This window comes from Limnohabitans sp. 2KL-1 (genome assembly GCF_003063435.1).
GTDB lineage: Bacteria > Pseudomonadota > Gammaproteobacteria > Burkholderiales > Burkholderiaceae_C > Limnohabitans_A.
In genome coordinates, this window is the sequence record NZ_NESL01000001.1 from 114,159 (window position 1) to 134,285 (window position 20,127).

General features: G+C 58.4%; 20 protein-coding genes. 14 read left to right on the forward strand and 6 right to left on the reverse strand.

Annotated features, from left to right (window positions below):
• Window positions 1–24: 24 nt before the first annotated feature.
• Window positions 25–2,661, reverse strand: coding sequence for an alpha-ketoglutarate dehydrogenase (gene mdeB, locus B9Z47_RS00525; protein ID WP_108329318.1), 2,637 nt, complete (start codon window positions 2,659–2,661; stop codon window positions 25–27).
• A 102-nt stretch (window positions 2,662–2,763) separates the two neighbouring features.
• Here mdeB and B9Z47_RS00530 point away from each other — a divergent pair, with 102 nt between their 5' ends.
• On the forward strand, window positions 2,764–3,231 hold the full coding sequence (locus tag B9Z47_RS00530; protein ID WP_108330006.1) for an Lrp/AsnC family transcriptional regulator: 468 nt from the start codon (window positions 2,764–2,766) through the stop codon (window positions 3,229–3,231).
• A gap of 142 nt (window positions 3,232–3,373) precedes the next feature.
• Here B9Z47_RS00530 and B9Z47_RS00535 read toward each other — a convergent pair whose 3' ends face one another.
• Complete coding sequence (locus B9Z47_RS00535) at window positions 3,374–3,985, reverse strand: PolC-type DNA polymerase III (protein WP_108329319.1); 612 nt, start codon at window positions 3,983–3,985, stop codon at window positions 3,374–3,376.
• A 211-nt stretch (window positions 3,986–4,196) separates the two neighbouring features.
• On the opposite strand from B9Z47_RS00535, the gene B9Z47_RS00540 reads away from it, so the two are divergent.
• Window positions 4,197–5,285, forward strand: coding sequence for an alkene reductase (locus B9Z47_RS00540; protein WP_108329320.1), 1,089 nt, complete (start codon window positions 4,197–4,199; stop codon window positions 5,283–5,285).
• A 121-nt stretch (window positions 5,286–5,406) separates the two neighbouring features.
• The gene (locus tag B9Z47_RS00545) at window positions 5,407–6,087 is read left to right on the forward strand and encodes a metallophosphoesterase (RefSeq protein WP_108329321.1); all 681 of its coding nucleotides are present in this window, start codon (window positions 5,407–5,409) and stop codon (window positions 6,085–6,087) included.
• Window positions 6,088–6,093: 6 nt separating this feature from the next.
• Here the strand turns inward: B9Z47_RS00545 and B9Z47_RS00550 are convergent, their stop codons facing one another.
• Window positions 6,094–7,515: a Fic family protein gene (locus B9Z47_RS00550; protein WP_108330007.1), complete on the reverse strand. Its 1,422-nt coding sequence runs from the start codon at window positions 7,513–7,515 to the stop codon at window positions 6,094–6,096.
• 369 nt (window positions 7,516–7,884) lie between these two features.
• On the opposite strand from B9Z47_RS00550, the gene B9Z47_RS00555 reads away from it, so the two are divergent.
• The 5 genes from B9Z47_RS00555 to B9Z47_RS00575 all read left to right on the forward strand — a co-directional run bounded on the left by B9Z47_RS00555 (window position 7,885) and on the right by B9Z47_RS00575 (window position 11,207).
• Window positions 7,885–8,154 (forward strand): hypothetical protein, encoded by a 270-nt coding sequence (locus B9Z47_RS00555; protein WP_108329322.1) that lies wholly within the window; start codon window positions 7,885–7,887, stop codon window positions 8,152–8,154.
• Window positions 8,155–8,265: 111 nt separating this feature from the next.
• Window positions 8,266–8,946: a hypothetical protein gene (locus B9Z47_RS00560; protein WP_146185736.1), complete on the forward strand. Its 681-nt coding sequence runs from the start codon at window positions 8,266–8,268 to the stop codon at window positions 8,944–8,946.
• Window positions 8,947–8,980: 34 nt separating this feature from the next.
• Window positions 8,981–9,403: a DUF3293 domain-containing protein gene (locus B9Z47_RS00565; RefSeq protein WP_158271593.1), complete on the forward strand. Its 423-nt coding sequence runs from the start codon at window positions 8,981–8,983 to the stop codon at window positions 9,401–9,403.
• 249 nt (window positions 9,404–9,652) lie between these two features.
• Window positions 9,653–10,450: a DUF6088 family protein gene (locus B9Z47_RS00570; RefSeq protein WP_108329325.1), complete on the forward strand. Its 798-nt coding sequence runs from the start codon at window positions 9,653–9,655 to the stop codon at window positions 10,448–10,450.
• On the forward strand, window positions 10,443–11,207 hold the full coding sequence (locus tag B9Z47_RS00575) for a nucleotidyl transferase AbiEii/AbiGii toxin family protein (RefSeq protein WP_108329326.1): 765 nt from the start codon (window positions 10,443–10,445) through the stop codon (window positions 11,205–11,207). Before B9Z47_RS00570 ends, B9Z47_RS00575 begins: the two co-directional genes overlap by 8 nt.
• A 16-nt stretch (window positions 11,208–11,223) precedes the next feature.
• Here the strand turns inward: B9Z47_RS00575 and B9Z47_RS00580 are convergent, their stop codons facing one another.
• Window positions 11,224–11,433, reverse strand: a complete 210-nt coding sequence (locus B9Z47_RS00580) for a hypothetical protein (protein WP_146185737.1) — start codon at window positions 11,431–11,433, stop codon at window positions 11,224–11,226.
• Window positions 11,434–11,472: 39 nt separating this feature from the next.
• Window positions 11,473–11,769, reverse strand: a complete 297-nt coding sequence (locus tag B9Z47_RS00585) for a hypothetical protein (RefSeq protein WP_108329328.1) — start codon at window positions 11,767–11,769, stop codon at window positions 11,473–11,475.
• Between the two features lie 63 nt (window positions 11,770–11,832).
• Between B9Z47_RS00585 and B9Z47_RS00590 the strand changes: the two genes are divergently transcribed.
• Window positions 11,833–12,888, forward strand: coding sequence for an STAS-like domain-containing protein (locus tag B9Z47_RS00590; RefSeq protein WP_108329329.1), 1,056 nt, complete (start codon window positions 11,833–11,835; stop codon window positions 12,886–12,888).
• A gap of 21 nt (window positions 12,889–12,909) precedes the next feature.
• Here B9Z47_RS00590 and B9Z47_RS00595 read toward each other — a convergent pair whose 3' ends face one another.
• Complete coding sequence (locus tag B9Z47_RS00595; protein ID WP_053169143.1) at window positions 12,910–13,404, reverse strand: chlororespiratory reduction 6 domain-containing protein; 495 nt, start codon at window positions 13,402–13,404, stop codon at window positions 12,910–12,912.
• Between the two features lie 136 nt (window positions 13,405–13,540).
• Here B9Z47_RS00595 and B9Z47_RS00600 point away from each other — a divergent pair, with 136 nt between their 5' ends.
• The 5 genes from B9Z47_RS00600 (at window position 13,541) to B9Z47_RS00620 (ending at window position 20,106) form a co-directional block, all read left to right on the forward strand.
• On the forward strand, window positions 13,541–13,963 hold the full coding sequence (locus tag B9Z47_RS00600) for a hypothetical protein (RefSeq protein ID WP_108329330.1): 423 nt from the start codon (window positions 13,541–13,543) through the stop codon (window positions 13,961–13,963).
• A 25-nt stretch (window positions 13,964–13,988) separates the two neighbouring features.
• Complete coding sequence (locus B9Z47_RS00605; RefSeq protein WP_108329331.1) at window positions 13,989–14,765, forward strand: HNH endonuclease; 777 nt, start codon at window positions 13,989–13,991, stop codon at window positions 14,763–14,765.
• 239 nt (window positions 14,766–15,004) lie between these two features.
• A complete protein-coding gene (locus B9Z47_RS00610; RefSeq protein ID WP_108329332.1) occupies window positions 15,005–15,934 on the forward strand; it encodes a DUF4007 family protein in 930 nt (309 codons plus the stop codon).
• Window positions 15,927–19,274 (forward strand): ATP-binding protein, encoded by a 3,348-nt coding sequence (locus B9Z47_RS00615; protein WP_108329333.1) that lies wholly within the window; start codon window positions 15,927–15,929, stop codon window positions 19,272–19,274. The genes B9Z47_RS00610 and B9Z47_RS00615 overlap by 8 nt, the downstream gene beginning before the upstream one ends.
• Window positions 19,267–20,106 (forward strand): phosphoadenosine phosphosulfate reductase family protein, encoded by an 840-nt coding sequence (locus B9Z47_RS00620; protein ID WP_108329334.1) that lies wholly within the window; start codon window positions 19,267–19,269, stop codon window positions 20,104–20,106. Before B9Z47_RS00615 ends, B9Z47_RS00620 begins: the two co-directional genes overlap by 8 nt.
• The last annotated feature ends 21 nt before the right edge of the window (window positions 20,107–20,127 follow it).

A 20,127-nucleotide genomic window follows, 5' to 3' on the forward strand; every position in this document is an offset into this window, starting at 1 on the left:
GATCGTCCCGCTACCTTTGAAGCCTCACTCCCCCAGCGCCCGCCAAGCCGCCTGTGCGATGCTGCCCGCGTCTACCGCAAAGAAGCGGCGCAGTGCGGCGCGGGTGTCGCTGCGGCCAAAGCCGTCGGTGCCGAGCGTGCGGTAGCGGCGGCCTTCGGGCAGGTAGGCTCGCACGCTCTCAGGCACGGCCCGCACATAGTCGCTGGCAGCCACGATGGGGCCCGCACTGGGGGCCAGCAAGCGGCTCAAGTAAGGTGCATCGCCGCTGGCCTCATTCGCCATGCCGTCGCGTGCCAGCTCGCTCCAGCTGGTGATGCTGTACACGTCCACCCCCACGCCCTGCGCGGCCAGTTGCTCGGCGGCCTGGATGACCTCGGTGAGGATCGCCCCCGAGCCAAGAAGCGTCACGCGCTGGCCCTTCGCCGAAGCATCGGTGGGACCATTCGCGGGTCCATCAGTGGGACCATAAGCGCCAAAGTGGTAACCCCCCCGCAACACACAACGCTCAGCCCCCTCGGGCAAATTGGGCTGGGCGTAGTTTTCGTTCATCAGGGTCACGTAATAAAACACGTCGGCTTGCTGCTCGACCATCTCGCGCATGCCCGCGTCCAGAATCACCGCCAGCTCGCCCGCAAAGGCCGGGTCGTAGGCCTTGCAGTTGGGGATGGTGGCCGCCACCAAGTGGCTGCTGCCGTCTTGGTGCTGCAGGCCCTCGCCGCCCAAGGTGGTGCGGCCTGAGGTTGCGCCCAGCAAAAAGCCGCGTGCCCGCTGGTCGGCGGCGGCCCAGATGGCGTCGCCCACGCGCTGAAAGCCGAACATCGAGTAATAAATGTAGAAGGGCAGCATGGCCAGGCCGTGCACGCTGTAGCTGGTGGCCGCGGCCGTCCAGCTGGCGATCGCGCCCGCTTCGCTGATGCCTTCTTCCAGAATCTGGCCGTCGGTGGCTTCGCGGTAGCTCAGCACCGAGCCGATGTCTTCGGGCGCGTAACGCTGGCCCACGCTGCTGTAAATGCCCACCTGTTTGAACAGGTTGGCCATGCCGAAGGTGCGCGCCTCGTCGGCCACGATGGGCACGATGCGCGGGCCGAGCTGCGGGTCTTTGAGCAGGTTGCCCAGCATGCGCACAAAGGCCATGGTGGTGCTCATGTCCTTGCCATCGGCCTGCAGCGCAAACTGCCCGTAGCTGGCGAGTGCGGGCACGGGTAAGCGGTCGCAGGCGGTCTCGCGCTTGGGCAAGCTGCCGCCCAAGCGGGCGCGGTGCTCGCGCAGGTAGCGCATCTCGGCGCTGTCGTCGGTGGGTTTGTAAAAGGCCAAGCCCTTGGCCTGCTCGTCGCTCAGCGGCAGGTCAAAGCGGTTGCGGTAGTCGATCAGGTCTTGCTCGTCGAACTTCTTTTGGCTGTGCGTGGTCATCTTGCCCTGGCCCGCGCTGCCCATGCCAAAACCTTTTTTGGTGTGCGCCAGGATCACCGTGGGCTGGCCGCGGTGCGCAGCCGCCGCTGCATACGCCGCGTGGATTTTCACGATGTCGTGGCCACCGCGCTTGAGCCGATCGATCTGCTCGTCGGTCATGCCCTGCGCCAGCCGCGCCAGTTCTTCGTTCTGTCCAAAGAAATTTTCGCGGTTGAAGCGTCCGTCTTTGGCGGCAAAGGTCTGCATCTGGCCGTCTACCGTGTTGGCAAAAGCGCGCAGCAAAGCGCCCGAGGTGTCGCGTGCCAGCAGACCGTCCCAGTCGCTGCCCCAGACCAGCTTGATCACGTTCCAGCCAGCGCCCGCAAACAGTTTCTCCAGCTCGTCGATGATGCGGCCGTTGCCGCGCACCGGGCCGTCCAGGCGCTGCAAATTGCAGTTGACCACCCACACCAGGTTGTCGAGTTTTTCGCGCGCGGCCAAGGTCAGGGCGCTCATGCTCTCGGGCTCGTCCATCTCGCCGTCGCCAAACACGCCCCACACCTTGCGGCCGCTGCAGTCCTGCAGCTGGCGGTGCGTCAGGTAACGCATGAAGCGGGCGTGGTAGATCGAGCTGATCGGCCCCAAGCCCATGGAGCCCGTGGGGAACTGCCAAAAATCGGGCATCAGCCAAGGGTGCGGGTAGCTCGACAAACCGCGTGCGCCGCTGTCCGGTGCGGTGATCTCTTGGCGGTAGTGCATCAGGTCCGCCTCGGTGAGGCGCCCTTCCAGAAAAGCGCGGGCGTACACCCCGGGTGCGCTGTGCGGCTGGAAGAACACCAGGTCGCCCTTGTGCTGCTCGGTGCGCGCGTGGAAGAAGTGGTGAAACCCGGTTTCGAACAAATCGGCCACGCTGGCGTAACTGGCGATGTGCCCGCCCAGCTCGCCATAAGCCTGGTTGGCACGCACCACCATGGCCAGTGCATTCCAGCGCATGATGGCCACCAGCCGCTCTTCGGTGGCCAAGTCGCCGGGGAACACCGACTGCTCATCGACGGCGATGGTGTTCATGTAAGGCGTGTTCAGCTCGGGCTGCCAACCCGTGCGCTGCTGCCGCGCCACGACGGCCAGCTCGTCCAGAATTTGCCGGGCACGCTCGGGGCCTTGGGTGCCGATGAGGGCCAGCAAGGCCTCGCGCCACTCGGCGGTTTCTTCGGGGTCAATGTCGTGGGCCTGTGTCAGCGCGTGCAAGAGGGGTTCAAAAGGTGCGTTCATGCATGGGACTGTACCGGGCAGTGCGGCGCATGTGCTGCGTATTTGGATTACGAAAAAGCCGATTTGCAGCACAATATGCTGAAAATGCAAAGGATTCGGCACATGGTTCTGGACAACGTGGATTTGAAGATACTGGACGAACTGCAGCGCGACGGCTCGCTGTCCAATGTGGCGCTGGCCAAACGCATTGGCTTGTCGCCCTCGCCGTGCCTGGCACGCGTCAAGGCGCTGGAGTCAGGCGGCGTGATCCAGCGCTATGTGGCGCTGGCCAGTGCAGCGGCACTGGGGCTGGGCCTGACGGTGTTCATCTCCATCAGCCTCAAGACCCAAAGCAAGGAAACCCTGGCCGACTTTGAAGCGCACATTGCCCGGCACGATGAGGTGATGGAGTGCTATTTGATGACCGGCGACAGCGACTACCTGCTGCGCGTGGCAGTGCGCGACATGGCGGCGCTGGAGCGCTTCATTCTGGAGCAGCTGTCACCGATTCCGGGTGTGGAAAAAATCCGCTCCAGTTTTGCGCTCAAGCAGGTTCGCTACAAAACGGCGTTGCCGCTGGGTTTGGGGTGAAATGTGCGCCAATTTTTGCGGCTATTTTTGCGACTTTGAAAATTCACCCAAGTCTTTGTTGCATATGGATTTTTCAGGAGTTTCCTCGATCTTTTTGCGACTTTGAATGCGAGTTTAAATGCGACTTGAAATGCGCTTTTATTCAACCCTGCGCCCGCTGCTTCAAATACGGCCCCACCATGTGGCGGCTGGTGCGTTGCAAGCCCATCAGCAAAGCGTGGTCGGCCTGGGTGCAGCCGTAGCGGGTTTTCAGGTCGTGCTGCATCTGCGCCAGCAAATGTGCGGCCATCTCGGCATCGGCCAGCGCCCGGTGGGCGCGGCCTGACGACGGCAAATGGTGCAGCGCCGCCAGCGTGCCCAGCTTGTGGTTGGGCGCTTGCGGGTACAGGCGGCGCGACAGGAGCACCGTGCAGGCAAAAGGGTGAGACGCATCTTCTCCGCAACGGGCCAGCTCTGCCTGCCAGAACTTTTTGTCAAACGCCGCGTTGTGCGCCACCATGGGCCGCCCGCCCACAAAGCGGGCCGCCTCGCGCATCACCTGCTCGGCCGGGACAGCGGCCTGCACCATCTCGTTGGTGATGCCCGTCAGTTGGGTGATGAAACTGTTGACCCGCACCCCGGCATTCATCAAGTTTTGGTAGCGGTCCACCACCTGCCCGCCTTCAAGCATGACGATGGCCACCTCGGTGGCGCGGTCGCCCATATTGGGAGAAATGCCGGTGGTTTCAAAGTCGATGATGGCGATGGCGCTCACGGTGTGGTCCGGTGTCAAAGAGGACTGCCATTATCCCCAGTGTGGTGCAGCCTTTTTGACTGGGCAGCACCTGTGGGTCAGACGGTACCGGCCGACCTACAAAAGACCAAGTCACCAGCCCATGGCTTGTGTCGTGTTCGGCCACACACGCTGCGCAGGGGCCGCCCATAATCAGGAGATTCTTTTTAACCCTCTGCCATATCAAGCCCCCATGACCGACACCCTTGCCCAACTCTTCCAACCCACCCGCATCGGCGACATCGAGATGGCCAACCGCGTGGTCATGGCTCCGCTGACCCGTTGCCGCGCTGACGAAGCCGCAGGCGACATTCCCGGCAGCGCCATGAACATCGCGTACTACCGCCAACGCAGCAACGCGGGGCTGATCATCAGCGAAGGTACACAGGTCTCACCCGGCGGCAAAGGCTATATGGCCACACCCGGCATTTACTCTGACGCGCAAGTCGAAGGCTGGAAGCCCATCACCCAGGCCGTGCACGAAGCGGGCGGCAAAATCGTGGCGCAAATCTGGCATGTGGGCCGCATCACCCACCCCGACCTGACCGGTGGCCGGGACCCCGTAGCCCCCTCGGCCGTGGCCCCCAAAATCTTGGCCTATGGCCGCAACGGCAAAGTGCCTGCCCCCGTACCCCAAGCTTTGACCGAGGATGAAATCCAAGAAGTGGTCAACCAATACCGCCAAGGCGCGGCCAACGCGATCCGGGCAGGTTTTGACGGTGTGGAAATCCATGGCGCCAACGGCTATCTGATTGACCAGTTCTTGCGCGAGAGCACCAACTTGCGCACCGACGCATATGGCGGCTCGCCCCAAAACCGCATCCGCTTTGCGCTGGAAGTGGTGGACGCCGTGGCCGCCGAAATCGGCGCAGGCCGCACCGGCATTCGCCTGTCGCCCGTCTCGCCCGCCAACGACTCGGCCGAAAGCCAGCCCCAGGCGGTGTTTGGCCCTCTGGTGGAAGCGCTCAACCAGCGCGGCATTGCGTTCATCCACTTTGTCGAAGGCTCCACAGGTGGCCCACGCGACCTGGCCGGCTTTGACTTTGCCTGGGCACGTCAAGCCTTCAAAGGCGCCTACATCGCCAACAACGGCTACACCCGCGACATGGCCATCGACGCCATCGCATCCGGCCGCGCCGACGCCGTGGCTTTTGGCCGTGCGTACATCTCCAACCCCGACCTGGTGCAGCGCCTGAAAGCCAACGCCCCGCTGGCCAAAGCCAACTCCAGCACCTTTTATGCGCCGGGGCCTGAGGGCTACATTGACTACCCGGCGATGTAAGGTCGTGCGTCTTTAAGAGTTGGGATCGGGGTCTTCGACCGCCGAGATGCACACGAATAGCCCCTTAACCCCGAACATCCATCGTCTGATGTTTGAATTTCGGGGTTATTCTTTCCAACCGATGCAACACCGACACCCCGGCCCCCTCCTCTTCTGCGGCGACCCGCACGGCCAATGGCAGCACATCATCGATGCCGCCTTGCAAACCCACGCCCGTGCCGTCATCCTGCTCGGCGACCTGGAGCCTGCACGGCCGCTGCACATCGAGCTGCAAGCGATTTGGGAGCGCGTCTGGTTCATCCACGGCAACCACGACACCGACCACGCAGACAACTTTGGCAACGTCTGGCACCCCGAGGTGAGCGAGCGGCAGCTGCACGGCCGCGTCGTCACGCTGCCCTGCGGCACGCGCATCGCCGGGCTGGGCGGCGTGTTTCGCGGTGCGGTGTGGTACCCCAAAGACCAGCAAGCGCCCAAGTTTCGCAACCGCGAAGCGCACGCCCGCGTCACCCCGCGCCAAGACCGCTGGCAAGGCGGCGTGCACCTCAAGCACTGGTCCAGCATCTACCCCGACGAGCTGGAACAACTGGCCACGCTGCAAGCCGACATCCTCATCACCCACGAAGCGCCCGGCTACCACGACCACGGATTCAAAGAGCTGGACACACTGGCCCGCCGCATGGGCGTGCGCATGACGGTGCATGGCCACCAACACGACAACATTGACAGCAGCGCCCAATGGGACGCGCAAGGTTTTCAGAGCTTTGGGGTGGGGCTGCGGGGCGTGATGGCGTGGCCTTGAGCGCGATCAGGCTTGCTCGCCTGCAGCTAAACGAGCTTGCCAAGCCGCATATTCGGATCGGCGCAAGCGGTATCGCGCAATGCTGCCCTCGTGCAGCTGACGCAGTGCGTCCGTCAACATCAGCATGAACGCGGCTTGATCGGCCCCACTGACGATGCCTGAGGCCACTTTGGCCATCACCTCGGGCGTGGGTTGCAGCAGTCCTTTCACCACGGCTTGCACCGCCTGGATGAGCGACTCCCGGTACTTGATCTTCAAAGGATCGGGCTCCACCATGGTTTGCGTGATGGCCAAGTACCGCTGGCAAGAGCGCTCGTAAGCCCAAACGAACACATCGCGCAACAAATCAACCTCGTTGAGCTCGTAAACGCCCAAAGTGCCCTCGACGTAAGCCCGCTCCGGAACATCAACGAATGACAAGGGGCAAAGGTTGTTTTTGAACAATGAAATGTTGGCCCCAATGCGCGAGACGCGTTTGTTGACATCCTCAAACGGCTGCAAATAAGGCAACTGCACCATCAGAAAAAAAGCCTGTTCAAACGGATCGGGAATTGCCGCTGCCTTGTTCAACAATTGCTCAAAGCCATCCTCGATGACTTGTGGCAAAGCTGCGGGGTGAAACACGGTGCCGGAAATCTCGACCGACCGCCGCCGAAGCCGACCACTGGCCTGCGGGTCCCGCATCAAATCCTGTGACAACACCGCATGGAGGTTTTTGAACGTGAACGCATCAAAGCCCACCTCATCGGCGTTCTCGATCAGCATCTCGATGGCCGCTTTGTGGTTCAAAATCATCTGCGTTTCAATGGCGTCCTTGCCCGTCGCGATTTGTCCCAGCTCAATCAAATTTTGAGTGTCCAAGCGGCTGTAGGTGTTGCCCTCCAGCTTGGACGATGCCCACGACAAATCCACGAGCAATCGGCTCAGAATGTCCCGGGCATAAGTGCCCGCTGGCCGTTCGTTGGCTGCGGTGCGGCCCATCTCGTGCAACTGGCTGCGCCATGACGCCGACAAGTAAAAAGTATGGCCCGGCTGGTAAGCCTCTAAAAACTCACGCCGATAGCCCACAGGGCGGCGGTGCATCAGCGGCAGCCGCACCTGATCGCGAATGCGAGCCCCCTCGGGGGAAACGTGGACATACAGCTCCGACTCAGCCGTCCCCACCCAAGCCGCAGGGGCAAGACCTGCCGATTCACCCGCCTGCGCCAATGCAGGCTTGTAAAGCCATGCCGTGCTCTCTCCCTGAGCTGTCAGACGTTTCGATTGAATGAGCTTTTGCAACCGCCGCTGCAAAGTACGGCGGTTGAGCTTCTGCCCTTGCAAACGCTCAATTTCCTTTTCGATCTCAGCGATCTGCAACCCGCCGGGCTGCGCCGCGACGATGGACGTGATCAGCTGAAGTTCTTCGGTCGGCAGGGTGCGTGACATCTTGGGCTCCTCCATGGCTGAGCACTCTTTGTGTCGTGCAAATGGTGTTGCGCGACAATATTAACCCTGATTTTGTCGCGCAACGTGTCGCGCGTCAAACCAATTCTGTCGCGCAATGGGTGAAATGATGTCGCACAAATTCAATCGGATTGTTTTGACGGGTGCTTTGGCATCGCTAACCTGCTTTCATCTGCACTCGTCCTTGGCAGCTTCAAAATATGAACCAATAAACACTACAATCCCCACCGCGCCGGATTTATTCCAGACCACTTGCCTGGGCGCACAACAAATACATGGCTAAAGCGTCACGCAGCGCCCTGATCCCGCACGCCGCCGACGTTCCAATCGTCTGCGGGAGAAGGAAAAACCATGGCCTACGCCACCATTGCGCTGCAAAACCAAACCATCCAAATCCAGACCGTGCCAGGCTCGGGGCTGATCCAAGTGTTCCTGCCAGAATCCGCCCCCTGCTTTTACAACCCGGCCTCGGGTTTGTTCAGTGCAGCCCCTTCAATTGAGGGCGGCACACCCGACCTGGTCAGCCAACACCTGCCCGAGCTGAAACAAAAGCTCAACGAGTTTGATGCCGCCCGACGCGCAGCCATCGCTGAGGCCAATCGGCTTTCTGCGGGCGCTTGATGTTGCGCGAACGGCACATTCACAGCAGGCCAACCATGCCCCTTTGAATGATCATTGACCACCCGCTTCGGCCAGGCAACTGGCCGAAGTGCATTCACCTAAAAGACAACCATGTTTATCCACTGTCCCATTTGCAAAAGCGTTGCAACGGTCCCGATTGCGTACGGCAAGCCTAGCCATGAAACGATCGAAGCGCACAAGTACGGGTTAATTCATGTGGCGGGATGCGTCATCGACGACGAACGCATCAACCGCTACTGCAAGGCATGCGGCTGTGACTTCATCTCTTATGAAGATGATCTTTTTGGCACACACCAAAACCAAGGCATCCCCATTGATCAAATGAACCGCATGCTCGACGATTTGGAGTCTGACCTACACAACGCCCGCCAAAAAATTGAGCGTGAATACATGCGTCTTGGCCGCGAAACATACGAAACGGGCAACTTTGAAATCATCCAGATCATGTGCACCTGCCACGATGCGTGGGCAAACTTTCTGGACCGTTTGCAAGAAAGAGGTGACCCAACGATTGTGCTCGGCCCTAAAAATGTCATGGCCCGGTACAGCAACAAAACCGCCCGCATTTATTTGATCAAACAAAACATGGAGTTTTATATGTTACTGGCTGATTTGGCCAAGGCCAGCCATTGGTTGGGGCGCACCAGCCGTGGCGACAACAAAGACATTGATGACTTGAAAAATGCCTCGATCGCCCTTCAAAATACTCGACAAGACGTTGCGGAGTACTGGAGCAGAGTCCGCCGAGTTGCAACGGGATATATGGAATAACCTACCTGAACCTCGCCAGTTAACCATTGACAAAATGACCAACGCCTTGCCCTCCGACCTCATAGAAGCCTTCACCGAAACCCACTACATCGTCCACCATGAACCGCCGTTCACGATGAACATCGGCGTGTTTTGCCCCGACCTTGAAAAGCTGATGGCCGAGCGCAAGGCCTTGTGCGCCGCTTTCATCACCGCATGGAACCCGTTTGCCCAACAACTGAGCGACACAGAGAACAAAGCGCGACAGCACACGATGAAAGCCAGCCTGTCACAACGTGGCCTGGCTTTCATCGATGGCATCGGGCAACACCCCGGCAATGGCTGGCCCGGTGAACCCAGCGTGCTGATCCTGGACATGGGCCGCGAAGCCGCCAAAACGCTGGCGGGTCAATATGAGCAATGGGCCTTTGTCTGGGCCGATCAAACAGCCGTGCCGACGTTGATGCAGCCCGATTGAAGTGGCCGTTTATTGATCCGGCCCTTTGAAGTCTGAAGTGAAAGGCTGGTCCAGGGCACAGCGATCAGCCCTGTTATCCCTGTGGAAGTCCCGCCCTCGGGGCGGTGGGGAGTGGTCTGCGATATGCCATCTCGGCGAGGGCACCGCTCCTACAAAAAAAGCATTCATTCAATCATCATCGGGCCTGCATTTTTCAAGAGCACCGTTTAAATAATTGACATTGGTTGAAAAACGTCAATAATTTCTAACATGCAAACATCTGAAAAAATCAGGCAAGCCATCGCCGACAAGCCCCCAGGGGCCGTCTTCTCCAGTGTTGACTTTTTGTCGCTGGGGAGTCGCGCAGCCGTTGACCAGGCGCTCTTTCGCATGATGAAGGCAGGGCTCATCGAGCGGGTCGCCAGAGGGCTGTATGTGACGGCGGGCCAGCGTGTGGACACACAATCCATTGCCCATGCAATGGCACAAAAAACGGGGGAGAAAGTAGGGCTTGCGCCAGCCGCAGGAGCAGAAGATCTGCTGGTGGTGCCCACTTCGGGTCTGACACGCACCGTCAAGGCCGCTGGGCACACCGTGCAATTTCGCCGCATGAGTCAAAGGAAAATCCAGCTTGCGGCCAGCCCCAAGGGCAGGATCTTGCTAGAGCTGTGGACCCGGGGAATGCAAAACCTCACAACGCTGGACATCCAGCGTGCCACGGGTGACTGGGCAGAAGGGGAAATGGACAACTACGCAGCGCTGATCCCCGCGTGGCTGCGCACCGTCATTCACCAAGCCAACGCGACACGCAAGTCCGTCAAGATCGGTTTATCGGGCGCTTATGACTGGTCAAACCCCAACATCAAGGACGATGTGTTGATCGGCCATGTGCTCGAAAAACACAAGTTCGAGGATGTGGCTCGGTTGTGCTTTTACTACGGCGTCCCCAAGGTCAAGCGCGTTTTCAAGCGGCATGCATTTGAGCCCATGACCAGCGCCAGCGTGAGCAGGATGCTGAGCAACATCAGCAAAGGCTTGCGAGCAGCAAAGGAGCCATCGAATGCCTAAGCTCAAACTGGATTTCATGCCAGAGGCGACTCGGCAAAATTTCGTCCGACTCCAAGACGACTGCAGACTGGCTGGCTTTACCTTGGTCGGTGGCACAGCCCTGGCATTGCAAATAGGACACCGGATCAGCGAAGACCTGGACTTCAATGTCTTCGGACAGAAATTGCCCATCAAAGCGATTGATGGACTCCTGGATGATTTGGCTGCAAGTGGCTCCACGATTGAAAGCCTGATCACACCAGAACAAAAGCTGGGATTCAAAATCAATACGTCAGAAAACCTGGATCACTACATTCAGGATTACCTGATTGACGGAGCCAAGGTCACGTTTCATTCCCGCTATGAAAGCGACCGACCCAAGGCGCAGATTGCGTACTTAAAGACCGCCCCCAAGGTGACGGTTTTTGAGGGAGGCTTTGATGTGCTGAGCGTTGAAGGGCTTCTTGTCATGAAAAGCCTCGTCCTCTATGACCGCGTGAAGTCTCGTGACCTCTACGATTTGATGGTCCTCACCAGAGACCATGGCTACAGACTCGACGACATTTTTTTGGCCATTAACAGCTATCAGCCCATCAGAAACAAAGACCCAGAACACTTCAAGAGCGTGGTCACGGGCGTGATCCCGCTGGACAAAAATGATGAAGGTTTTGCCAGCATCCAGCTGAATGTGAAGATGGCCGACATTTACAAGTACTTCAAAAAGCTGATCAACGACTACGAAATCAGGGCCGTCCAGCAAATGCGGCCAAGCTCTTGAAGCACGCAAGGCTGCTTTATCGATAACGGGCTTGGTGAATAACCGTCGGGGCTTTTCCTGCAATCGCCTGCAGGTATTTGCGCAATTCCTGCTTGGTGACAAAAGCCTTGAAACGCCCTGCATCGATGTCGGCAATGCCCTCTTGGGCGGCTTGTCGTAACGCGGCAAGCCGGTCGGCATCATCGGCTTGACCTTGAACCAGCTTGTGGATGCGAAGATTTTTCATGGCGCTGATTGTGGCTTGGGTGTGGGGACGACAAAACACCTATTCATCAGACGGCGCCATCAAAGCCACCAAGCCCATGCTCATGGCCTCCAGCTCGGGTTCGGGAAAACCGTGCTGGTCGAACAGCGCGTTCATGCCCGCAAAGGCCTGGTTCAAAAAGCCGGGCAGCAGTGCCGGATCAATGAGCACCGCGCCACGGCCGGGAAACTCCACGCCGCAGCAACACGAACCCAAAATCTTGATGCTGTCGTCCACCTGATTCGAAAAGAAACCCCAGTAAGGCCACTGGGCGGCCAGCCGCTTGAGCGTCAGCCAGGTCCGATTTTCCGATGTCAACAGAACAATAAAATAATCTTAGCTATACAATCTAAAAATCAAAATTTACATTCAGAGATACAAATGCTTGACCTTAACGATGCAATCATCCTCGCTTGTGCCGCCCAAGGTGGGGCCATGGCCAGTGTGGCGACCGAGCAAACCGGCCTGACGCGGGTGGCCGTGTCGCGTCGCATCAAGAAGCTGGCCGACAGTGGCTATTTGCAGCGGCACGGCACAGGCACGCGGCAAACCTACAGCCTGGGTGACAAGCGCTTTTGGCTGGGCGTGCAGCAGCGCGAAAGCATTTTGCAGCGCGGCGGCGAAATGGCCGTTTGGGAGCAACGCCTTGCGCCCCTGCTGAGCGACCTCAAGCCCAACGTCAAAAGCCTGGTGAACACCGCATTCACCAAAATGCTCAACAACGCGCTGGACCACTCCAACGGTTTGAAGGTGCTCATGGGCATGCACCTGCAAGACGGCCAGTTGCAAATGGTGGTGGCCGATGACGGCGAGGGAATCTTTTACAAAATCGCCGAATCTGCACACCTGTTTGATGAACGCTTGGCCATTTTGGAGTTGGCCAAAGGCAAGTTCACCACAGCGGCCCAAGGCCATTCGGGCATGGGAATTTTTGTGTCGTCCCGCATGATGGACAGCTTCGCCATCGAATCGTGTGGCCTGCGTTTTGACCCCAACGAAGCCAGCACCCCCTTGGCCCGTTTTGACTGGATCGACGTGAACGCCGCACTGAAGCCGTCACAGGTGCAGACCGTGGTGCGCATGTCGCTGGCGCTGGACAGCACCCGCACCAGCAACGATGTGTATTTCAAATACTTTGAAGCCAGCAACGTGGGCGATGCAGAGCCCGGTGAAGCCTTTCACACCACAGAAATCCCGGTGCGTCTGGCCCAACTGAGCAGCGAGCTGGTCTCTCGCTCGCAAGCCAAATGGGTCATGAACCGCGCCACGCAGTTCAAGACCGTGGTGCTTGACTTTGAAGGCGTGGCCCACGTCGGCCAAGCCTTTGTGGATGAAGTTTTTCGTGTCTTTGCCACCGCACACCCGCATGTGCGGCTCAAAACCATGGGCATGACGCCAGAGGTTGCCAAGCTCGTGAGCTTGTTTGGAGGGGCTTGATTCCACTCAAGACTGATCCAATCACTCAGACGGCGCAATCAAAGCCACCAAGCCCATGCTCATGGCCTCCAGCTCGTGTTCGGGAAAACCGTGCTGATCGAACAACGCGTTCATGCCTGCAAAGGCCTGGTTCAAAAAGCCGGGCAGCAGCGCCGGATCGATGAGCACCGCGCCACGGCCGGGAAACTCCACGCCGCAGCAGCACGAACCCAAAATCTTGATGCTGTCGTCCACCTGGTTCAAAAAGAAACCCCAGTAAGGCCACTGGGCGGCCAGCCGCTTGAGGAAGTGGCGCACCTCGGGAATGTCCACCAGCTCACGCGGGTCGTGGTTGTAGCCGTCCACCACCAGACTCATCTGCCCCCGGTAGAGCCAAGCGTCTTCACGCGTGGCGGTAAACACCTTGAGTGAATCCAGCACCGAAGCCAGATCTTGTTGCTCCACCTGCCGCCTGGAAATCAACAGGACAACAGGGTCGGTCACGCCTTTGCGCAGGTCGAGTCGGGGTGGGGTCATGGGCGGGTATTTTGTCTTGGCTGAAAAGCGGCCCCCACTTTAGCCGCTACGGACCATTGGATAACCCAGGCAAAGCCCTGGTACACAAAACCCCGCCCCGTTCGTAAGCTGAGCGCCTTTTCAGCAAGGAGGCGAAATGCCCAAGCACGCACAAGCAGCGGATGCACCCGTTTACGGCATACGGCCCCAAAAACCCGGCATGTATTTGGGCTTGTTTCATGGCCGCGACACACCCAACCAAGTCATGAACGACTGGGGTTTTGATGGCCCCGCCTTTGGCCCGCTCCAACACGTTCACACCATCTACGCTTGCAACGTGCATGTCCAGTTCACCAGCCCGAGCGACGCCCACTTGCTCACCGGCAACAACGACACGTTTTTGGAACTGCAAATGGACGGCGACCTGCTGTGCTTTGACGGCAAGCTGTACGGCGATTGGACGGTCTATGTGGTGACGCCCGAAGAATGCTTCAGGCCACCCGACACCTTCCGGCAAAACACCCGCCCCAACGATTTGCGCAGACAAGCCAAACCGATCCCGTGGGACGAGGACAGCTAATATCTGCCGTCAGGGAGAACAACACATGCCACGATCCACCGACTGGACGCGCAACGAAACATTGGCGGCGTTTCACATTTACCTGCAACTGCCATTTGGGCAGCTGCACCGCAACCAACCGCGCATCGTGCAGTTGTCGCAGTGGATGGGGCGCACCGCCAGCGCTGTGGCCATGAAGCTGGTCAATTTGGCCAGCCTCGACCCTCAAATTGTGGCCAGTGGCCGACGCGGCATGGGCAATGCGTCCAAGCTGGACCAACAAATTTGGAACGAATTTTTGGCGGCCAACGACCCCGTGGTGACCGAAGCGGCCACGTCCTTTGGCCACTATGCAGAACAAAACGGCCTGCCGCCCTTTGTGGACGTGCTGGACGAAGTGCCCGAGATTGCAGAAGGCAAAACAACCACGGCCATCGTGCAGGTGCGCGTCAACCAAGCCCGGTTTCGCCGCGCCATCTTGGCCAGCTACAACGCCACTTGCTGCATGAGCGGCCTGCGCGTGCCCAAGCTGCTGGTGGCTAGCCACATCGTGCCGTGGAGCATGGACACCCAAAACCGCCTGAACCCCAGCAACGGCCTGTGCCTGTCGGCCCTGCACGACCGGGCCTATGACCAAGGGCTGATCACGGTGTTACCGGACTTCACCATCCGCGTGGGCGAAGCGCTGCGTCACGCCGAGTTGGACCCGTTTGCACAAACCAGCTTGGCGCAATGCCAAGGCCAAGCGATTCGCCTGCCGGAACGCTTTCGGCCTGCGCCCGCGTTTTTGGAGGCGCATGCGAGGAGGTTTGGGTTTTTGTGAGGTGATGTGAATTAGCGAAAGCGCACTTATGCAACGATTGCTCTCAATGGACAGCTACTTCGCAGCTATGGAAATCAGCAAAATAACCGCATTAAAAACCAAAAAATCTATTTAAATCATACACTTAACCTCAAAATATGAAATTTTTCCTGCTCATTTTTAATTGAAAATATTCTTTTATTTATGTGGCACATACCGAATTTTCTTCACTGGTGATGTTCCCCAGTAGAATCGCGCGCATGAGGAAAAAAACATCATCCGAAGGCGCAACAGCCCACTTTTCAGGGCACGAAACGTTTCCTCTGCGCCAAATGTGGCTCAAAAAAGCCTACGACCGCGGCGATTCGTTCGACTACATCCACAAGGCCACCTTCACCAATGAAGACGCCATCGCCGAGTTCGGCGTCGGCAAGAACATGGTCGCATCAATACGCCATTGGGCGCTTGCATGCAACGTCATCACCGAAGAAGGAGCCCCCGCAGGCTCTTACGTGATCACGGACCACGCAAAAGCCGTTTTGGCTGACCAAGGCCTCGACCCCTACGCGGAAAACCCCACGACGGCTTGGTATGCGCATTGGTGGTTAGCCGGGCGTGGGAACCGCGCTACCACTTGGCGGTGGCTATTCAATTTCGTGACTTTGCCCTCCTTTTCGCGCGAAGACCTTGAAGCCCCCTTGGTCGAATACGCCCGCTCTCTTGACCCCAATCGAAAACTCTCTATGGCTACGATTTCGCGTGATATCGAGACTTGCATCCGAGGCTATGCCCCTCGGTCGGCCGGAGGTTCGCCCGAGGACTATGCGGAACCCATGCTTGGCGAATTGGGCTTGATCAATGAAGAACGAAAAGGGCACTTCTCCTTTCGAAGGGGCCCCAAGCCCACCTTGCATGACGGCATGTTCGCCTATGCATTGATTGATTTTTGGAAAAGCACCGCGCCGGGATTGAGCTCCTTGGCCTTCGAAGCGATCGCCTACGGCGAAGGTTCGCCGGGACGCGTATTCAAGTTGGATGAGGACTCGGTTGCGGAGCGGTTGCTGCGCCTCGAAGAGGTCACCCGAAAAGAGCTTTCATGGACAGACACCGCCGGTCTGCGCCAAGTTCACAGAAAAGGCGAGCTCACGCAGAAGCTCAGCGACCAAATGATTGAAAAAGCATATGCCTGACCAAGCGGACATCAAACTGTCGGATATGGTTCGGATATCACGCCACTATCAACGCTCCATAAAGATCGATATTGACTTGGGGCGGCATGACGCTCTAGATGGCTACATATGCCATGGGACTGCTCAGGCGGTCTTGCAGAGCATGTCCAAACAACTTTTGGAGAGCAACCAACGCGCTTTCACATGGACTGGCCCCTTCGGCGGCGGCAAGTCGTCGCTCGCCGTGGCTTTCGCGAGCGCTCTGAGCACCGACAAAATCCTGCGGCGCAAAGCACGGGAGGCGCTTCAACTCCAAGGAGTGCCCACGTTCGATAGCGCACTTCCTTACAAAAACGGCTGGCTAACTATCCCCATCGTCGGCAAGCGCGGCAGCGTCATTGGCGAATTATCGAAGGGCCTTCGCAAAGCATTGGGCCTCAACCATGATGGGCGAAAAGTCTCGGGAGCCACGCTGATCAATGAGATCTGCGAGTACGCGGATAGCCGCAAGCACGACGGCATCGTGATCATCATCGACGAGATGGGCAAGTTCCTGGAGGCATCCGCCTTGGGCTCGGGGGATGATGTCTACTTCTTTCAAGAGCTGGCGGAGGCCGCCGCCCGGACCTCGGGACGCGTCGTCATCATTGGCATCCTCCATCAGTCGTTTAGCCAATACGCGGCGCGCCTTGGCATCGACACGCGCGATGACTGGGCCAAGATTCAAGGCCGCTTCTCGGACATCCCGCTGGTCGCAGCGAGCGACGAAGTGGTAGAGCTTATCGGACGTGCGATCGAATCCGAGGACACCTTGTCCCGTATTGCACCGGCGTGCGTGGTCATCGCCAACTCGATCAAGGCTCGACGGCCTGCGGTAGGTGATGGTTTCGCGAAGGCTTTGGAGGCCTGCTGGCCTATTCACCCGGCCATGGCTGCATTGCTAGGCCCGATCTCCAAGAGACAGTTTGGCCAAAACGAACGCAGCACGTTTGGATTCTTGGCGTCGGTCGAGCCTCATGGCTTTCGCTCCTATTTGGAAACAACGAGCAAACTCAACTCACCTTCGTATCGCCCCAACGACTATTGGGAATACCTGAGGGCGAATTTGGAGCCAGCCATCTTGGCCTCCAATGATGGCCACCGATGGGCTCAGGCAGTGGAGGCCGTCGAGCGCACCGAGGCCAAATCGACTGATCCACTGCATGTCTCATTGATCAAGAACATCGCCGTCATCGACTTGTTCCGGAACGGATCGGGACTCGCAGCCGAGACGAAGGTGCTCGAAGAGTTAGTGCCGTCTGATTTACGCGACAAAGTCGCCGGCGCCCTTGATCAACTCTCGCTGTGGCGGGTCGCTCTCTTCAAGAAGCACATCGGAGCATGGTCGGTTTTCGAGGGCTCCGATTTCGATATCGATAGCGCGACGAACCAAGCTCGAGCCACGATGCCAGGGGTAGACTTCGATCTCCTCGAAAGCCTCACCAATCTTTACCCGGTGATCGCCAAGCGGCACTATCACGACACGGGCACCATGCGTTGGATGAGCATGGCGCTGTGCCGCCTGGACGATGCACCCAAGATAGCAGCCAAATTTAAACCCAAAGGCGGCGAATTCGGCCTTCTCCTACTTGCCTTGCCAGGTCCGGGCTCCAACAACAACGTCTCACTTCGCAAGTGCCGCGAATACTCTTATGTCGAGCCTTGGCCAATCGTGGTGGGCTTGCCTCAAAACCATGCCCGCATCGAGGAACTCGGCGCGGAGCTGTTGGCGCTTCAAAGCGTCCAGTCACGGCACGAACTCAATGGCGATCCAGTGGCTCGTCGTGAAGTCCAGGCTCGTCTTTCTGCTGTCCGTGCAAATTTGGAGGACCAGCTTCGCGAAGCGGTGGCTAATGCCAAATGGGTTGCAGGAGATCAAGAATTTGAACGCGGTATAAAACTCGCGCCCTTGGCCTCGAACTTCGCCGATAAGGTCTTCCATTCAGCGCCCGAGCTATGGAGTGAACTTGTTAACCGTGAGAGCCCATCGAGCAACAGCGTGAAAGCTCGGCGAGATTTGCTCTACCGCATGCTGGCAAACGAAGAATCCGAGAATTTGGGCATCGAAGGCTACCCAGCAGAGCGTGGCCTATACGCGACCTTGTTGGGCGGCGGCAGCGGTCCCGGACTTCACCGTCAACACGCCCATGGATCTTGGCGCTTCATGGAGCCAAATACAGAGTACGCCTCAACGTTCGTCAATCTGTGGCGAGAAACCCGCGCCATGTTTGCCGACGCAAACACTCGCGTCAATGTCAGGGACATACAGGACATGTGGGCCGCACCACCCTTCGGAGTCCGCAAAGGGGTCATGCCGGTGATCTTCACTGCATTCTTGATGGCGCACAAAGCCAACTTGGCCCTATACAAGAACAACATATTCATCCCGCGCGTCGACGAAGCGGATCTTGACGAGTATCTGCAAGATCCATCGAACTTCTCGATGCGCTGGATTGTCATCGACGAACAAAAGAGCAGCATTCTGGCAGGCATCGCCCAGATCCTCACGGAAGTGGGGGCGTCGGCGAGTGCTCGCGACCCACTCGAAGCAGCTCGTGGGTTGGTCGCACTAGTGTTCGGATTGTCCGCATGGAGCCAACGCACCCACACGATCAGCCACGAGGCCAGAGCCGTAAGGGATACTTTGCTCAAGGCAAGCGATCCGCATAAAGTTCTCTTCATCGACTTGGCGGCGCTCCTAGAAAACCAAAGTGGCCAAACCTACGTTGAAGCTCTTCGCGGCCCCATCATCGAAATCGCCGGGGCCTACGACGCCTTGCTCAATCGCATCCAATCGACCATGCTCGAAGCCTTGGACGCGCCATACGGTCGCTGGGATCGATTGCAGGCACGCGCGAAGGCCGTTGCTGGGGTGACTGGAGATCTCCGACAGGACGCATTCGCCACGCGCCTGGCCAAGCATGATGGAAGCAAGGAAAGCATTGAGGGCATCCTGAGCTTGGCAGCCAACAAGCCACCGCGCGACTGGAATGACCGTGATATCGACCATGCACTGCTCGAAATAGCGCAAGCTGCATTGAGGTTCCGACAGGCCGAAGCCTTCGTGTCTGTCAAGGGGCGTGAACCCACCAGCGAGGCGTTTGCGGTGGTGATTGGAGCCGGCGCTGAGACGCGCACAGTAACCAGATCTTTTTCTATCTCGGACAGCCATCGCCAAGAGGTTGAGTTGATGGCGGGTCGCTTGGCCGAAACGCTCAAAGGCGAGGGATACAGCATAGATGTACTGCTGGCCGCGCTGGCAAAAGCCGGTATGCGCCTCACAGTCGAAGAGGAAGAACGCAAGGAGACGTCACATGGTTGAACGACATGTATTGGGGATTTCCGGTGGTAAGGACAGCGCGGCTCTTGCCGTCTATGTTCGACAGCATTACCCCGACCTCGATGTCGATTACTTCTTTACCGACACAGGCAAAGAGCTTCCCGAGGTGTATGAGTTCCTAGGTCGCCTCGAGGGCTTTCTGGGCAAGCCTATCGCCCGTCTGAATCCGCGGCGCGACTTTGATTTTTGGTTGCGTGAATATCACCACTTTCTGCCCTCGGCACAGACTCGTTGGTGCACCCGCCAACTTAAGCTCGCCCCTTTCGAAGCTTGGATTCGACCCATGCTCGCCGCTGGCGACAAGGTCACCTCCTACGTGGCGATCCGTTCCGACGAAGAGTATCGGGAGGGGTATACCTCCAAGCATGAGAACTTGACGGTCAAATTGCCTTTCCGCGAAGGCGGTATCGACAAGCGTGGTGTGTTCGACATCCTGGACTCCTCAGGAGTCGGCATCCCGAAATACTACGATTGGCGCTCGCGCAGTGGCTGCACCTTCTGCTTCTTCCAGCAGAAGATCGAGTGGGTTCGGTTGAAAGAGCGTCACCCTGAAGCCTTCGAAGAAGCGAAGCAATACGAGAAGAACGCGTTGGAACACGGGTCGCCCTTCACATGGACTCAGGGGGAGCCGCTAGGCGAACTTGAAAAGCCCGCCCGCGTGATCCAGATCGTTACCGACTACGAACGCAGAAAGCAGCGCGAGCTAGCCAACAAGCCGATTAACCCATTACGACCGATCGAGAACATCGAAGACCTCGACGATCTGTTTGGCGAAGACGAAGGCGGTGGTGCCTGCGTCGTTTGCCACAAGTGAGGCGACTTTCAAAAGCCGACG

Excerpts from the sequence above, each read along its gene's own strand:
- B9Z47_RS00565 (WP_158271593.1), top strand. The coding sequence starts at position 8,981 with ATGACCAACGCCTTGCCCTCCGACCTCATAGAAGCCTTCACCGAAACC.
- B9Z47_RS00555 (WP_108329322.1), top strand. The coding sequence starts at position 7,885 with ATGGCCTACGCCACCATTGCGCTGCAAAACCAAACCATCCAAATCCAG.
- B9Z47_RS00560 (WP_146185736.1), top strand. The coding sequence starts at position 8,266 with ATGTTTATCCACTGTCCCATTTGCAAAAGCGTTGCAACGGTCCCGATT.
- B9Z47_RS00550 (WP_108330007.1), bottom strand. The coding sequence starts at position 7,515 with ATGTCACGCACCCTGCCGACCGAAGAACTTCAGCTGATCACGTCCATC.
- B9Z47_RS00580 (WP_146185737.1), bottom strand. The coding sequence starts at position 11,433 with ATGAAAAATCTTCGCATCCACAAGCTGGTTCAAGGTCAAGCCGATGAT.
- B9Z47_RS00545 (WP_108329321.1), top strand. The coding sequence starts at position 5,407 with ATGCAACACCGACACCCCGGCCCCCTCCTCTTCTGCGGCGACCCGCAC.
- B9Z47_RS00615 (WP_108329333.1), top strand. The coding sequence starts at position 15,927 with ATGCCTGACCAAGCGGACATCAAACTGTCGGATATGGTTCGGATATCA.
- B9Z47_RS00605 (WP_108329331.1), top strand. The coding sequence starts at position 13,989 with ATGCCACGATCCACCGACTGGACGCGCAACGAAACATTGGCGGCGTTT.
- B9Z47_RS00540 (WP_108329320.1), top strand. The coding sequence starts at position 4,197 with ATGACCGACACCCTTGCCCAACTCTTCCAACCCACCCGCATCGGCGAC.
- B9Z47_RS00590 (WP_108329329.1), top strand. The coding sequence starts at position 11,833 with ATGCTTGACCTTAACGATGCAATCATCCTCGCTTGTGCCGCCCAAGGT.
- B9Z47_RS00595 (WP_053169143.1), bottom strand. The coding sequence starts at position 13,404 with ATGACCCCACCCCGACTCGACCTGCGCAAAGGCGTGACCGACCCTGTT.
- B9Z47_RS00610 (WP_108329332.1), top strand. The coding sequence starts at position 15,005 with ATGAGGAAAAAAACATCATCCGAAGGCGCAACAGCCCACTTTTCAGGG.
- B9Z47_RS00600 (WP_108329330.1), top strand. The coding sequence starts at position 13,541 with ATGCCCAAGCACGCACAAGCAGCGGATGCACCCGTTTACGGCATACGG.
- B9Z47_RS00620 (WP_108329334.1), top strand. The coding sequence starts at position 19,267 with ATGGTTGAACGACATGTATTGGGGATTTCCGGTGGTAAGGACAGCGCG.
- B9Z47_RS00530 (WP_108330006.1), top strand. The coding sequence starts at position 2,764 with ATGGTTCTGGACAACGTGGATTTGAAGATACTGGACGAACTGCAGCGC.
- B9Z47_RS00570 (WP_108329325.1), top strand. The coding sequence starts at position 9,653 with ATGCAAACATCTGAAAAAATCAGGCAAGCCATCGCCGACAAGCCCCCA.
- mdeB (WP_108329318.1), bottom strand. The coding sequence starts at position 2,661 with ATGAACGCACCTTTTGAACCCCTCTTGCACGCGCTGACACAGGCCCAC.
- B9Z47_RS00575 (WP_108329326.1), top strand. The coding sequence starts at position 10,443 with ATGCCTAAGCTCAAACTGGATTTCATGCCAGAGGCGACTCGGCAAAAT.